Origin of the sequence: Stenotrophomonas maltophilia, assembly GCF_006970445.1 — a bacterium.
GTDB classification, from domain to species: domain Bacteria; phylum Pseudomonadota; class Gammaproteobacteria; order Xanthomonadales; family Xanthomonadaceae; genus Stenotrophomonas; species Stenotrophomonas maltophilia_AU.
On record NZ_CP033877.1, the window covers coordinates 3,188,256 to 3,201,854 of the forward strand.

The following is a 13,599-nucleotide window of genomic DNA, read 5'->3' on the forward strand; positions in this document are numbered from 1 at the left end:
AGTTCAATTTCATATGACACACCGTGGAATCGAGCATGAGGGTGTGAGTTGACCCGAGGATTTTTCCAATAATCCTTTCCAATCAGCACCTTGAGCCGACACCGTCGGATCCCGCGGCAACCATCGCACGCCATGGACAGTGCTCTGGACACGTCCTGTCCCGGCAGCCATCCAGCGCCGGCATCCTCGGCAATTGCGAACACGGGTTCATAATCAATTCACCCAATGCGCCTGGAGAGGACCGGCCTTCGTTCGGCGCTTCGGCGGAGCCTGGGGTGCCCTTCTGCGACGCCCTTCTGGCGTCTGTGCGCCCCTTGCGCAGGGGCATGACCTTCGACACCCTTGCAGGTCTGGCCGGCGGCGTATCGTTCGGCCCACGGTCGCACCTGCGGCCACTCCCTGACTCACTCGGCCTGGAGGCCATTCAAGTGACCCGTACTCCCAAGATCGTGCTGCTGACCCTGGCCGTTTCGGCCGCGCTGGTCGGCTGCGGCAAGACTGAAACCCCGGCCAAGGATGCCGCCGCCTCCGCCCCGGCCACCGCCGAAGCCACCCACTACACCCTGGACGACAGCAAGCTGCCGGCCTACAACGCCTTCCAGCCGAGCGACCTGGACACCACCAAGGACGCCTGCACCGCCTTCGGCGACTACGTCAACAGCAAGTGGCTGGCCGCCAACGAAATCCCGGGCGACCGCACCAGCTGGGGCGCGTTCACCATCCTCGACGAGCGCTCGGTGGCCGTGCAGCACCAGCTGGCCGAACAGGTCGCGCAGGTCAAGAATCCGAACCACATCGAAAAGATCGTCGGCGACCTGTGGGCCACCGGCATGGACGAGGCAAAGATCAATGCCCAGGGCATCGAGCCGCTGAAGGCCGACCTGGCTGCGATCGACGGCCTGCAGGACAAGGCGGCCATCGCCAACTACCTGCGCACCAGCGCCGCCAAGGGTGACAACATCCTGTTCGGCTTCGGCGCCGAAGCGGACTTCAAGAACTCCGCCATGAACATGGCCTACGCCAGCCAGGGCGGCCTGGGCCTGCCGGACACCACCTACTACACCGATGCCAAGAACGCCGACAAGCTGAAGGCCTACCAGGCGCACGTCGCCAAGGTGCTGGAGCTGTCCGGCGTGGCCGCGGCCGATGCGGCCAAGCAGGCCGAGGACGTGGTCAAGTTCGAAACCCGCCTGGCCAAGGCCTCCAAGTCGCGCGTCGAGCTGTCGCGCAACGTCGAGCTGTACTACAACCCGGTCACCCTGGCCGACGCCGACAAGCTGACCCCGAACTTCAGCTGGACCGAGTTCTTCAAGTCGCAGGGCGTGGCCGCGCCGGAGAAGTTCTCGCTGGCCATGCCGGCCTTCCATGAGGAAGTGAGCAAGTCGCTGGCCGACACCGATCCGTCGGTGTGGCGCGCCTACCTGCGCTTCCACACCGTGGACAGCGCCTCGCCGTACCTGGCCGATGCCTTCGTGCAGGAGAACTACGAGTTCTACGGCAAGACCCTCAACGGCCAGAAGGAACAGAAGCCGCGTTGGAAGCGCGTGCTGGGCACCATCGAGAATGATGCCGGTGAAGCCTTCGGCCAGCTGTACGTGAAGGTTGCCTTCTCGCCGGAAGCCAAGGCGAAGATGGAAGAACTGGTGAAGAACCTCGCCGCCTCGCTGAAGGACCGTATCCAGGGCCTGAGCTGGATGAGCGAAGAAACCAAGGCCAAGGCCATCGCCAAGTGGGAGACCTTCACCCCGAAGATCGGTTACCCGGACAAGTGGCGTGACTGGGCGGGCCTGCAGACCCAGCGCGACAGCTTCCTGGGCAACGTGCGCGCGGCCAACGAGTTCAACTACAAGTTCAACCTGTCCAAGATCGGCAAGCCGGTGGACAAGACCGAGTGGGGCATGACCCCGCAGACCGTCAACGCCTACTACAACCCGCTGCAGAACGAGATCGTGTTCCCGGCCGCCATCCTGCAGCCGCCGTTCTTCGACCCGAAGGCCGACGACGCGCTGAACTACGGCGGCATCGGTGCGGTGATCGGCCATGAAATGACCCACGGCTACGACGACCAGGGCGCGCGCTTCGGGCCGACCGGCAACATGGAAGACTGGTGGACCCCGGCTGACAAGAAGAACTTCGAAGGCCTCACCGGCAAGCTGGTCAAGCAGTTCGACCAGTACAAGGTCGACGGCCAGGCGGTGAACGGTCACCTGACCCTGGGCGAGAACATCGCCGACCTGGGTGGCCTGGCCACCGCCTACGACGCCCTGCAGAAGGCCACCGCCGGCAAGGAAGATGCAAAGGTCGACGGCTTCACCCGCGACCAGCGCTTCTTCTTCAACTGGGCCACCGTGTGGCGCACCAAGTACACCCCGGAAAACGCCAAGGTCCGCCTGGCAACCGACCCGCACGCCCCGGCGCAGTTCCGCGCCATGGGTGCGCCGTCGAACCTGCCGACCTTCGCCGCCGCGTTCCAGTGCAAGGCCGGTTCGCCGATGGCCCGCACCGGCGAGCAGCAGGTGGTGATCTGGTAAGCCACGGCTGACGCTGCGGCAGACCTGCAAGGGCCCGGGAATTCCCGGGCCTTTGTTTTTTGCGGCGCCCGTCATCCACGCATGGCGTGGACCTGCTGCGCCCTGGCTGGCCCACGCCGTTGGTAGATGCCGACCTTGGTCGGCGCACGGCATGGCGGATGCGCCGCGACGCGTGCATGCCGCGCCCATGCCACACACCCGGTAGCGCCGGGCCATGCCCGGCGGATGCGCCGCGATGCGTGCATGCCGCGCCCATGCGCGGCTTGCTATAGTGCGCGCGCCCTCAATCCATCACGGATTCGTTCCACATGCCCAATTTCCGTCCGCTTGCCATCGCCCTGGGCATCAGCCTGGCGACCCTGGTCCCGACCCACGATGCGTTTGCCGCCGCCAAGAAGAAGGCCGCACGCGCCCCGGCCGTCAGCGCCCAGTGCAGCGACTTCTACGACGTCACCAATGCAGGCTGGCTGAAGGCCAATCCGGTGCCGCAGACCGGCGCCACCACCGCGCTGGGCCAGCTGGTCGATCGCAGCCGCCAGCAGCAGCGCGAGCTGCTCGACGCTGCCATGAAATCGCCGCAGGGCAACGTGCAGAAGCTGCTGGGTGACTTCTGGGCCAGTGGCCTGGACGAAGCGGCCGTGGAAGCGGACGGTTCCAACCCAATTGCCCCGCTGCTGACCCGCATCAATGCCATCAAGAAGGCCAAGGATGTGCCGGCATCGATCGCCGCGCTGCACCAGGTGGGCATCCCGGTCGCCTTCAACTTCGGCCCGGACGTCGACCTGAAGGCGCTGGACCGCCACATCGGCTATTTCATGCAGGGCGGCATGGGCCTGCCGGATCCGGCGTTCTATACCCGCACCGACGCCGATACCGTGGCGCTGATGGGCCGCTACCGCAACTACGTCAAGCAGATCCTGGCACTGACCGGCACCCCAGCGGCCAAGCTGGATGCCGAGTCGCAGTCGGTGATCGCGCTGGAGACCGAGCTGGCGCGCAATGCGCAGTCGCTGGCCGGCATCAACAACCCGTTCAACAACTACGCGCCGATCTCCACCAAGGAGCTCAACAGCCGCTACCGCAATCTGCAGCTGGACGCGTTCCTGAAGGCACAGGGCGTGGACGACGACCTGGTCTCGCTGGCCGACCCGGGCCTGTTCAAGCAGCTCGATGGCATGGTCACCAAGCTCAAGCCGGACCAGTGGAAGGCCTACCTGCGCTGGCGCGTGGGCGATTCGATGGCACCGTACCTGTCCAAGGCCTACCGCGACGCAGAGTTTGAATTCCGCGGCCGCGTGCTTCGTGGCGAAACCCTGCCGCCGCAGCGCTGGGAAGACGTGCTGGACGCGATCAACGTGGCCGCCGGCCCGATGGTCGGCCGCGAATACGCCGCCCGTTACCTGTCGGCCGAAGACCGTCGCCAGGCCGCGTGGATCGTCGACAAGCTGCGCGAAGTGCAGATCGAGGCGGTCAAGAACAACAGCTGGATGAGCGCCGAAGCCAAGACCGAAGCGCAGGCCAAGCTGGCCGCGCTGAAGATCGAAATCGGCACCCCGCTGCGTGACCTCGACTACAGCGTGCAGCCGATGGGCCGCGGCTCGTTCGGCGGCAACATGCTGATCGCCTCGACCTGGCGTCACCGCGAGGAAATGAAGCGCATCGGCAAGGGCAATGCCGACCGCCGCTGGGACGTGCTGCCGCAGCAGCCGTCGCTGGCCTACGACCTGGCGCAGAACCGCCTGATCGTCACCGCCGCGATCCTGCAGGGCCCGGTGTTCAACGCCAAGGCCGACGCCGCCGACAAGTTCGGCAGCTTCGGTGGCCTGGTCGGCCATGAGCTGACCCGTGCGATCGATGCCAAGGGTGCGCTGGTCGACGCCAAGGGCGAGCTGCGCAGCTGGTGGACCCCGGCCGACAAGACCGCCTGGACCCTGCTCGGCAACCGCGTGGCCGCGCAGTACGGCACTTACGACTTCCCGGGTGTGAAGGGTGCCAAGGTCAACGGCACGCTCACCCAGGAAGAGAACCTGGCCGACATCGCCGGCCTGGAACTGGCCTGGGCGGCTTATGTCGCACAGGAGCCGAAGGCCAAGCAGGCACAGCAGCAGGGCTTCTTCCGCGCCTGGTCGACGCTGTGGGCACAGCAGCTGTCGCCGAACGAGGCCGTGCGCCGCCTGACCGCCGACATCCGCGCGCCGGGCCTGTGGCGCAGCAATGGCACGCTGGCGAATCTGCCAGCGTTCGGTGCCACCTTCAGCTGCAAGGCCGGCCAGCCGATGCAGCGCAGCGAAGCCGACCAGATCAAGGTCTGGCGCTGAGCCATAGGCTGCGGTGGTAATGCAAAGGGCGCCTTCGGGCGCCCTTTTTTTTGCGGGTGCAGCACGATCCGGGGTTAACACCGGGCGTGCTATCGCTGCGGCTTCGTCCGACGTGGAGCCCCGACATGGCACACAAGAACACGATCTGTATCTGGTACGACAACGGCGCGCTCGAGGCCGCCACCTTCTATGCCAGCCTCCTGCCCGACAGCGCAGTAGCTGCCGTACATCACGCACCGGGTGACTACCCCGACGGCAAGGAAGGCAACGTCCTGACGGTCGAATTCACCGTCTGCGGCATCCCCTGCGTCGGCCTCAATGGCGGCACCGCGTTCAAGCACAGCGAAGCCTTCTCCTTCCAGATCCAGACCGAGGACCAGGCCGAGACCGATCGCCTGTGGGATGCGATCGTGGGCAATGGCGGACAGGAAAGCCAATGCGGCTGGTGCAAGGACCGCTGGGGCATCTCCTGGCAGATCAGCCCACGCATGCTGATCGAAGCGGTGACCAGCCAGGACAAGGCCCTGGCCAAGCGTGCCTTCAACGCGATGATGCCGATGAAGAAGATCGACATCGCCACCATCGAAGCGGCAATCAAAAAAGGGGACGGAGGGGATTAAGTCGTTTCTCCCCACCCCTGCGCTCAGATGCGAATTGCGACTTAATCCCCTCCGTCCCCTTTTTTCGAGGTGCTGATGTCCTGGGATGCGATCATCATCGGTGGCGGCCACAACGGCCTGGTCTGTGCGGCCTATCTGGCGCGCGCGGGCAAGCAGGTACTGGTACTGGAACGCCGCGGTGTCCTTGGCGGTGCTGCGGTCACCGAGGAGTTCCACCCGGGCTTCCGCAACTCTGTGGCGTCCTACACGGTGTCATTGCTGCAGCCGAAGGTGATCGACGACCTGCAACTGCATGCGCATGGGCTGCGCATCGTCAATCGCCCGGCCAACAATTTCCTGCCGCTGGAGGATGATCGTTACCTGCTGTCGGCACCGGGCCGCACCCAGGCCGAGGTGGCGAAGTTCTCCGAGCGGGATGCGCAGCGGCTACCCGAATACGAAGCGCGCCTGGAGATCTTCGCCGACGTACTGCGCGCATGGGCCCTGCGCGCGCCACCGGATGCCGGCGTTGCCGGTGGTTGGCGCGCGTTGCCTGCGCTGTGGCAGATGGGCCGTCTTGGTCGTGAACTGGCGACGCTGGATGCCTCGCTTCGGCAGGAACTGCTGGACCTGTTCACGCTGTCGGCCGCCGAGTACCTGGACCGCTGGTTCGAGAGCACGCCGATCAAGGCGCTGTTCGGTTTCGATGGCATCGTCGGCAACTACGCAAGCCCGTATACACCTGGCAGTGCCTACGTACTGCTGCACCACGTGTTTGGCCAGTGCAATGGCGTGAAAGGTGCGTGGGGCCACGCGATCGGTGGCATGGGCGCGATCAGCCAGGCCATCGCCAGCGCGGCGCGCGAGGCCGGGGCCGAGCTGCGCGTGGATGCCGGCGTGCAGCGCCTGCTGATCGAACAGGGGCGCGCAGTGGGCGTGGCGCTGGCCAACGGCGAGATCCTGCGCGCACGCGCGGTGGTCGCCAACGTCAATCCGAAACTGCTGTACGAACAATTGCTGGAACCGGCGCAGGTACCCAACGCAACACGCGAACGCATGGCGAACTGGCGCTGCGGTTCCGGCACGTTCCGGATCAACCTGGCACTGTCGCGGCTGCCGGATTTCCGCGCCCTTCCCGGCCCCGGCGATCACCTTAGTGCCGGCATCATCATGGCGCCCAGCCTGGACTACATGGACCGCGCCTGGCTGGATGCACGCCGCGACGGCTGGTCGCGCGAGCCGATTGTGGAAATGTTGATTCCCAGCACACTGGACGATTCCCTGGCCCCGCCCGGGCAGCACGTGGCCAGCCTGTTCTGCCAGCACGTGGCGCCGGTGCTGCCTGATGGGCGTCACTGGGATGACCACCGCGAGACCGTGGCCGACCTGATGATTGCCACCGTCGAGCGGCATGCGCCTGGCTTCGCCGCCAGCGTGCTCGGCCGGCAGGTGTTGTCACCGCTGGATCTGGAGCGCACCTTCGGCCTGGTCGGCGGTGACATCTTCCACGGCGCACTGAGTGCCAACCAGTTGTTCTCTGCGCGGCCGATGGTCGGCCAGGCCGGCTACCGCGGTGCCCTGCCCGGCCTGTACCTGTGCGGTTCGGGCACCCATCCCGGTGGCGGCGTCACCGGTGCGCCCGGGCACAATGCCGCGCAGGTGGTGTTGCAGGATCTGTGAAGGCGTGCCGACCAACGGTCGGCACCTGCAGCGTCAAATGATCCCATTCAAAGCGTGCCAACCAAGGTTGGCACCTACCCGCGTGAAGCGTTGCGCATAGCGCCTCACTTCACGCTGCGCAGATGGTTAGGGCGCTTCGGTGGGCCCGGCGGGCGGCGCTTGTTGAACGGCGATTGCCCGCGCCAGTAACGGATCAGCAACCAGCCAAACAGCATGCCGCCGAGGTGTGCGAAGTGGGCCACGCCCGGCTGCCAACCGGTCATGCCCAGCACCAGCTCGCCCACACCGAACAGGATCACGAAGGTCCGCGCCTTCATCGGAATCGGCGGGAACAGCAGCATCACCCGCTGGTTGGGGAACAGCATGCCGTAGGCCAGCAGCAGGCCGAACACGCCGCCGGAGGCGCCCAGTACCGTCGCCGGGTTCTCCAGCAGGGTCCCTACCAGCAGCTGGCAGACGCCGGCACCGGCCACGCAGACCAGGTAGTACAGCAGGAAGCGCTTCTCGCCCCAGGTCTGCTCCAGCGGTGCGCCGAACATGAAAACGGCCAGCATGTTGAAGAACAGATGCCCGAAGCTGCCATGCAGGAAGCCATAGGTCAGCAGCTGCCACGGCTGGAAGTTGCCACCCGGCGAGAACGCATCGAAGCCCTGCTGCAACGGTTGCAGCATGAACGGCTCGAAGGTCTGCATGCCGAGCAGGAACGGCTGCTGCAGCAGGAACAGGATCGCGTTGGCGATCAGCAGGGCCTTGGTGACGGTTGGCAGTCGCGGGAACATGGGAGCACCGGCATGGAACGGCCTCCATCATAGCCGCAGCACCGTGTCTTGTTGGCGCCCCCCGGGTCCGGCCTGTTCAGTCGCCAGCGGTGCTCAGCCCGGGCCCCACACGGCAGCATCCAGCGCCGCCGCCGGATCGGTCGCCGGCATCCGCACCCGGCCGTTCTCCACCCGCACGCCCTCGGCACGCAGCCGCTGGGACTGCTCGCGCCACCCAGCCGAACCTTCTTCCATGGCGATGCGTCCATCCGAGCGCAGCACGCGGTGCCACGGCAGGTCCGGGTCGTCGTTCTGGCCAAGGATGCGCGCGGTCAGGCGCGCACGCCCGGGCAAGCCCGCGCGCATCGCCACCTGCCCATAGCCCATCACCTGCCCCGCCGGGATCGCGCGGATCACCGCCAGGATGCGCGCACGCGCCTGCTCCGGCGTCAGCGCCGCAGGCGGGTCACCAGCAGAACGCCGATCAGTACCAGCACGGTGCCGGCGATCTGCGCCGGCCCCATCGGTTCGTCGAGCAGCCATAGGCTCATCACGATGGTGGAAACAGGGCCCAGCATACCGACCTGCGCGGCCAGCGACGAACCCACGCGCTGCACCGCCAGCATGATCGCCAGCACCGGCAGCACCGTGCACACGGTGGCATTGACCAGCGACAGCCACTGCACCGGCGCCGGCGCCTGCCATAGCAGTGGCAGCGGATGGGTCACCGCGAAATGCAGCAGCACCAGCACGCCCGCCACGCAGCTGGCATAGGCGGTCAGCCGCACTGCACCGATGCGCGCGACCACCTGCCCACTGCCGAACAGGTACAGCGCGTAGCTGAGCGCACTGCCCAGCACCAGCAGGCTGCCGACGATGATCTGCCCGCCCTCGCGCTGCAGGTCATGCCCGAAGGCCAGCAGCACGCCCAGATAGCTCAGCACCAACGCGCCGATCTGCCAGCGTCCCGGCCGCTGGCGCGCCAGCAGCACATTGATCAGCAGCACCAGGGTCGGGTTCAAGTACAGGATCAGCCGTTCAAGGGTCACGCTGATGTACTGCAACCCCTGGAAATCGAGCAGGCTGGACAGGTAATAGCCGGTGAAGCCCAGCCAGAGCACGCGGGCGCGGTCGGCCCAGGACAGCGGCGTGGCCCGGCGCGCGGCCCACAAGGCCATCAACGCGAACAAGGGCAGCGCCATCAGCATGCGCAGGGCGAGCAGCGTGGTGGCATCCACACCGTGGCGCAGGCCGAGCTTGACGATGATCGCCTTGCCGGAAGCAGCAATGGCGCCGATCGCAGCCAGGCCGATACCCCCCAGCGCAATGCGTGGGGAAGCGGTAGCGATACGGGAAGCGGGATTGGACATCAGGACGACGGCGGGCCGCATGGGGCGGCTGGAAGGAATCAGATTGCTTCCAATTGTCTCACGGCTCTTCCGGACGGACGATCCAACTTCCGTTCACGCTCACCGCCACTTCGGATCCACGCATGGCGTGGATCTACCGTATCGACCCAGGTCGACACCTACCAACAGCTGTAGGAAGCCGTCGAAGGCGGGGCACTGTGGGATTGCGGGGTGTGAGCCGCATGGGCCCGAGGCATGCCTCGGGCGGGTTGGGCAGGACGCCCAACCCCGGTATTGCCGTGTGCGCAGGACTGCGCACACGAGCAAGCGGCGACCAAGCCCCCCAGGGACGGGTTCACGGCGGCCCCGCAAGCCCACAGTGCCCCGCCATCCCGCGGAATGCCACTGTTGCTCTCGATGTTGCCTCTGCGGGTGCCGGGCGCAGCCCGGCTCAGCGCATCAGCACCACTTCCTCGGCCGAGGTCGGATGGATCGCCACGGTGTCGTCGAACTGGGCCTTGGTCGCGCCCATCTTCACCGCCACCGCGAAGCCCTGCAGGATCTCGTCGGCCGCTTCGCCCAGCAGGTGGATACCGACTACCCGTTCTTCCGGGCCGGCACAGACCATCTTGAACAGGCTGCGCTGGGTACCGTTGGCCAGGGCCTGCAGCATCGGACGGAAACGGCTGTGGTAAACGCTGACCTGGTCGAAACGTGCACGTGCTTCTTCCTCGCTCATGCCCACCGCGCCCAGCGGCGGATGCGAGAACACCACGCTGGCCACGTTCTCGTAATCCATCTTCGATTGCGGGCGACCACCGAACAGGCGGTCCATCAGCCGCCGCGAAGCCGCCACCGCCACCGGAGTCAGGCCGACCTTGCCAGCGATGTCACCCACCGCGTGCACGCTCGGCACAGAGGTGGTCTGCCATTCGTCCACCTGCACCTGCTGGTGCTCGCCAATGCCGATGCCGAGCGCTTCCAGACCCAGGTCACGGCTGTTGCCGCGGCGGCCGGTGGCAAAGAACACTGCGTCGAACACATTGTCGAGCGGGCCGTCATGGCCGAACGCACGCACGCGCTCGCCATCGCGCTGCAGTTCGCGCAGGCGGTAGTCGAAATGGATGCGCACGCCCTGCTGCTTCAGGTTCTCGGCCAGCTGGTCGGTCAGCTCGTAGTCGAAGCGCTCCAGCAGACGCTTGCCGCGTACCAGCAGGCTCACCTTGCTGCCCAGCGCCTGCAGCAACCCGGCCAGTTCCACCGCGATGTAACCACCACCAATGATCGCCACCTCGGCCGGTGCCGCACGCAGATCGAAGAAATCATCGGAGACCAGGCCCAGTTCGGCACCGGGAATGTCGGGCCGCAGCGGGTGCGCGCCGGTGGCGATCAGGATGTGCTCGGCGCTGTAGCGCACACCATCGCTGCAGGCCACGGTGTGCGCATCGAGCAGGTGGCCGCGAGCCGGAATGCGCACCACGCCGGTTTCATCCAGGCGCTTGTGGTAGCTGGTGTGGATGTTGCTGATGTAGGCCTGGCGATGGATCACCAGCTCCTTCCACGACAGCGCCGGACGGGCCTCGACGTCGAAGCCCATCGCATTGGCCAGGCCGATGCGCTCGTGCAGGTCGGCCGCCAGCCACATCGCCTTCTTCGGCACGCAGCCGACATTGACACAGGTTCCGCCCAGCTCACCGGGCTCCAGCATTGCCACGCGCTTGCCGTGCTGCGCGGCGCGGATCGCGCCGGCCAGGCCGGCGGAGCCGCCACCAAGGACGATCAGGTCGTAATCATAGGATGCAGTGCTCATCGGAATCGCTCGGGTCGGTAAGGGGCAGGATCGATCGCTGGCGTGCGGCCGCAGACGAGATCGGCGATCAGCTGGCCGGTGCCGGCGCTCATGCTGATGCCGAGCATGCCATGCCCCGCTGCAAGCCAGACGTGAGGATGCGCGGGCGCGCGGCCGATCAACGGCACGTCGTCCACGCTCATGGGGCGCCACCCGCACCACTGCTCCTGCAGCTGCGCACCGCGCGGTATGCGCAGGTAATGATCGGCGGCGTGCTGCAGGGCCTGCAGGCGGGTCGTGCGCAGCTGCGGGTCGGCACCGGCGAATTCCATGGTGCCGCCCAGTCGCAACGCCTCGCGCCAGGCAATCACGAACACGGAATGGTCCTTCAGGACCACCGGGCGCTTTGGCACCTGCAACGGTCGCGACCAGGTCAGCGAATAGCCCTTGCCAGGCTGGATCGGCACGCGCAGGTCCAGTTGCCGTGCCCAGCGCGGCGACCACGGCCCGGTCGCCAGCACCAGCTCGCGTGCGTGCAGCGTGCGTTCGCCGACGTGCACGCGCACACCCTGCGCGTCGGCGCTGAAATCCTGCATGTCCGCCTGCTCCTCGATCACCACGCCCTGTGCACGCAGCACGCGCGCCAGTTCAGCGGTGTAGCGGTCCGGACGCAGCTGGGCATCGCCGGAAAAGTGGATCGCACCGGCGAGTCGATCATGGAACGCCGGGTTGTCGCGCACATAGTCGGCGCCATCGATGCAGGCCGTGGCAATACCCTGCGCGTTCAGCGCTTCGCACTCGGCAGCATGGTGATCGAAATTGCGGGCATCGCCGAACACATAGTCCAGACCACGTGCATCGAATTCGCAGTCCAGCGCATGCGTCTGCACCCAGTGGGCCAGGCGCAGCCGTGAATCATTCAACAGTGCGCCGCGTGCCCGCGTGGCGTGCAGCCAGTCACGTGCGTTGCAGCGCGCGCCGAACTGCAGCAGCCAGCGCCACAATGCAGGGTCCAGGCGCGTACGTACGTACAACGGTGCACGCGGATCGAGCATCCAGCGCAGCGCGCGCAACGGTACTCCGGGGGCCGCCATCGGTGGCGCGTGGCTGGGAGTGATGGTGCCGCAGTTGCCATGCGATGTCGCGCCGCCGACACGGCCACGGTCGATCACGCGAACCTGGCGGCCCTGTGCGCGCAGCGCCAGCGCAGCGGCCAGCCCAATGGCACCGGCGCCGACCACGATCACATCCTCGCGCGCGCCCTGCATCGATCAGCCCTGCCCGGCCTCGCGCCGCATCGGCGGCCACTGCCGGTAGGTCATCGCACGCCACAGCCATTCCATCGGGCCAAAGCGGAAGCGACGCAACCAGACGTGCGAAAAGGCCACCTGCACGGCAAACAACAGCAGTGCGGACAGCAGCTGCACGCTGCGAGGCATCAGCTCGAAGCGGCCCAGGCCATAGTGATAGAACAGCCAGGTGCACAGCAGCGACTGACCCAGGTAGTGGGTCAACGCCATGCGCCCGACCGGTGCCAGCCAGGCCAACCGCGCACGCCAGTGCACGATCCACGCGAGGTAACCCAGGCACATCGGCAGGCCACCGATCGTCACCAGCGCCATCGCCGCCGTCACCGGCAGGTTGTAGGCACCCGGTGCCAGGTAGGGCTTCCAGGCAACACCCAGCAGCGTGACCGCAAGGCCCAGCGGCAGTGCCACCCAGCGCAGCACCGCGTACAGCCGCGGGAAGTGCTCTGGCGCCGACAGCGCACCACTGCCGGCAAACCAGCTGCCGATCAGGAACATGCCCAGCACTTCCGGGCCGGTGATCAGCATCGCGCTCATCGACGATCCGAACTCGTGCAGGCGCTGCGCATTGGCCTGCATCCAGCTGCCCTGCCCGTACACCAGGCGCTGCAGATCGATGCTCTGCTGCGCGTCGGTGAGCATCGTCTGAACGTCCTCCGCCGAAGCCATCGACACCATCGCGCCCACCAGCAGCATCATCGCCACGCCGCCAAGGTAGACCGTCGCGCCCATCCACGGCAGCCAGCTGCGCGGCGCCTCGCGGCAGGCCAGCAACGGCAACGAGACCAACGCATACATCACCAGGATGTCACCGGACCAGACCAGCAGCGCGTGGCACAGGCCGATCAGCAGCAGGCCAGCGCTGCGGCGCAGGTAGAACGGGGTGAAGTCACGCCCGGCCACCTCGGCGCGCTGTGCCATCACCGCGAAGCCGGCGCCGAACAGCAGCGAGAACAGGGTGAAGAACTTGCCCTGCACGAACACGTAGACAAAGGCATCGGCCCAGTAGTCGATGCCCTGCCAATGCACGTCGATGCCGGTGAAGGCCAGGTCCAGCGGGCCGCTGAAGGCCTCGATGTTCATCAGCAGGATGCCCAGCAGCGCAGCACCGCGCAGCACGTCCAGCACGGCGATGCGTTCGCCGGAAGCCACCGGCTGCAGGGAAGGAGAAGCGGCGTTCACGGGGCGTCCGTCAGGCAGGTCCGCCATTATGCCGCCGGCCCGTGCACCATGGATGGCCGCGCCGTGTTCCAGAAACGCAACGGCCC

At 66.7% G+C, this 13,599-nt stretch carries 10 protein-coding genes; 4 read left to right on the forward strand and 6 right to left on the reverse strand.

Features of this window, described 5'->3' with window-relative positions; all coding sequences use genetic code 11:
- The first annotated feature begins 428 nt into the window (after nucleotides 1-428).
- The 4 genes from EGM71_RS14755 (at nucleotide 429) to EGM71_RS14770 (ending at nucleotide 7,128) form a co-directional block, all read left to right on the forward strand.
- Complete coding sequence (locus EGM71_RS14755; protein WP_188485496.1) at nucleotides 429-2,531, forward strand: M13 family metallopeptidase; 2,103 nt, start codon at nucleotides 429-431, stop codon at nucleotides 2,529-2,531.
- 308 nt (nucleotides 2,532-2,839) lie between these two features.
- Complete coding sequence (locus tag EGM71_RS14760) at nucleotides 2,840-4,849, forward strand: M13 family metallopeptidase (protein WP_188485497.1); 2,010 nt, start codon at nucleotides 2,840-2,842, stop codon at nucleotides 4,847-4,849.
- A 125-nt stretch (nucleotides 4,850-4,974) separates the two neighbouring features.
- The gene (locus EGM71_RS14765; protein WP_188485498.1) at nucleotides 4,975-5,469 is read left to right on the forward strand and encodes a VOC family protein; all 495 of its coding nucleotides are present in this window, start codon (nucleotides 4,975-4,977) and stop codon (nucleotides 5,467-5,469) included.
- 75 nt (nucleotides 5,470-5,544) lie between these two features.
- The gene (locus tag EGM71_RS14770; RefSeq protein WP_188485499.1) at nucleotides 5,545-7,128 is read left to right on the forward strand and encodes a phytoene desaturase family protein; all 1,584 of its coding nucleotides are present in this window, start codon (nucleotides 5,545-5,547) and stop codon (nucleotides 7,126-7,128) included.
- 104 nt (nucleotides 7,129-7,232) lie between these two features.
- Here the strand turns inward: EGM71_RS14770 and EGM71_RS14775 are convergent, their stop codons facing one another.
- From EGM71_RS14775 to EGM71_RS14800, 6 genes are all read right to left on the reverse strand, one after another.
- Nucleotides 7,233-7,907: a rhomboid family intramembrane serine protease gene (locus EGM71_RS14775; protein ID WP_032128229.1), complete on the reverse strand. Its 675-nt coding sequence runs from the start codon at nucleotides 7,905-7,907 to the stop codon at nucleotides 7,233-7,235.
- Between the two features lie 93 nt (nucleotides 7,908-8,000).
- Nucleotides 8,001-8,429 carry an MGMT family protein gene (locus EGM71_RS14780; protein WP_428999185.1) on the reverse strand — a complete coding sequence of 143 codons (429 nt, stop codon included), beginning with the start codon at nucleotides 8,427-8,429 and terminating at the stop codon, nucleotides 8,001-8,003.
- Nucleotides 8,336-9,256 (reverse strand): DMT family transporter, encoded by a 921-nt coding sequence (locus tag EGM71_RS14785; protein WP_188485500.1) that lies wholly within the window; start codon nucleotides 9,254-9,256, stop codon nucleotides 8,336-8,338. Before EGM71_RS14785 ends, EGM71_RS14780 begins: the two co-directional genes overlap by 94 nt.
- A gap of 430 nt (nucleotides 9,257-9,686) precedes the next feature.
- Entirely contained in the window at nucleotides 9,687-11,045 is a 1,359-nt protein-coding gene (gorA, locus tag EGM71_RS14790; protein ID WP_032129001.1) for a glutathione-disulfide reductase, read from the reverse strand.
- A complete protein-coding gene (locus tag EGM71_RS14795; RefSeq protein ID WP_188485501.1) occupies nucleotides 11,042-12,292 on the reverse strand; it encodes an NAD(P)/FAD-dependent oxidoreductase in 1,251 nt (416 codons plus the stop codon). Before EGM71_RS14795 ends, gorA begins: the two co-directional genes overlap by 4 nt.
- 3 nt (nucleotides 12,293-12,295) lie before the next feature.
- Nucleotides 12,296-13,540 (reverse strand): DUF418 domain-containing protein, encoded by a 1,245-nt coding sequence (locus EGM71_RS14800; protein ID WP_188485502.1) that lies wholly within the window; start codon nucleotides 13,538-13,540, stop codon nucleotides 12,296-12,298.
- Nucleotides 13,541-13,599: the final 59 nt, after the last annotated feature.

Coding starts and splice junctions, on each gene's coding strand:
- EGM71_RS14760 (WP_188485497.1), top strand. CDS start 2,840: ATGCCCAATTTCCGTCCGCTTGCCATCGCCCTGGGCATCAGCCTGGCG.
- EGM71_RS14765 (WP_188485498.1), top strand. CDS start 4,975: ATGGCACACAAGAACACGATCTGTATCTGGTACGACAACGGCGCGCTC.
- EGM71_RS14770 (WP_188485499.1), top strand. CDS start 5,545: ATGTCCTGGGATGCGATCATCATCGGTGGCGGCCACAACGGCCTGGTC.
- EGM71_RS14775 (WP_032128229.1), bottom strand. CDS start 7,907: ATGTTCCCGCGACTGCCAACCGTCACCAAGGCCCTGCTGATCGCCAAC.
- EGM71_RS14780 (WP_428999185.1), bottom strand. CDS start 8,429: ATGGCTGCTCGACGAACCGATGGGGCCGGCGCAGATCGCCGGCACCGT.
- EGM71_RS14785 (WP_188485500.1), bottom strand. CDS start 9,256: ATGTCCAATCCCGCTTCCCGTATCGCTACCGCTTCCCCACGCATTGCG.
- gorA (WP_032129001.1), bottom strand. CDS start 11,045: ATGAGCACTGCATCCTATGATTACGACCTGATCGTCCTTGGTGGCGGC.
- EGM71_RS14795 (WP_188485501.1), bottom strand. CDS start 12,292: ATGCAGGGCGCGCGCGAGGATGTGATCGTGGTCGGCGCCGGTGCCATT.
- EGM71_RS14800 (WP_188485502.1), bottom strand. CDS start 13,540: ATGGCGGACCTGCCTGACGGACGCCCCGTGAACGCCGCTTCTCCTTCC.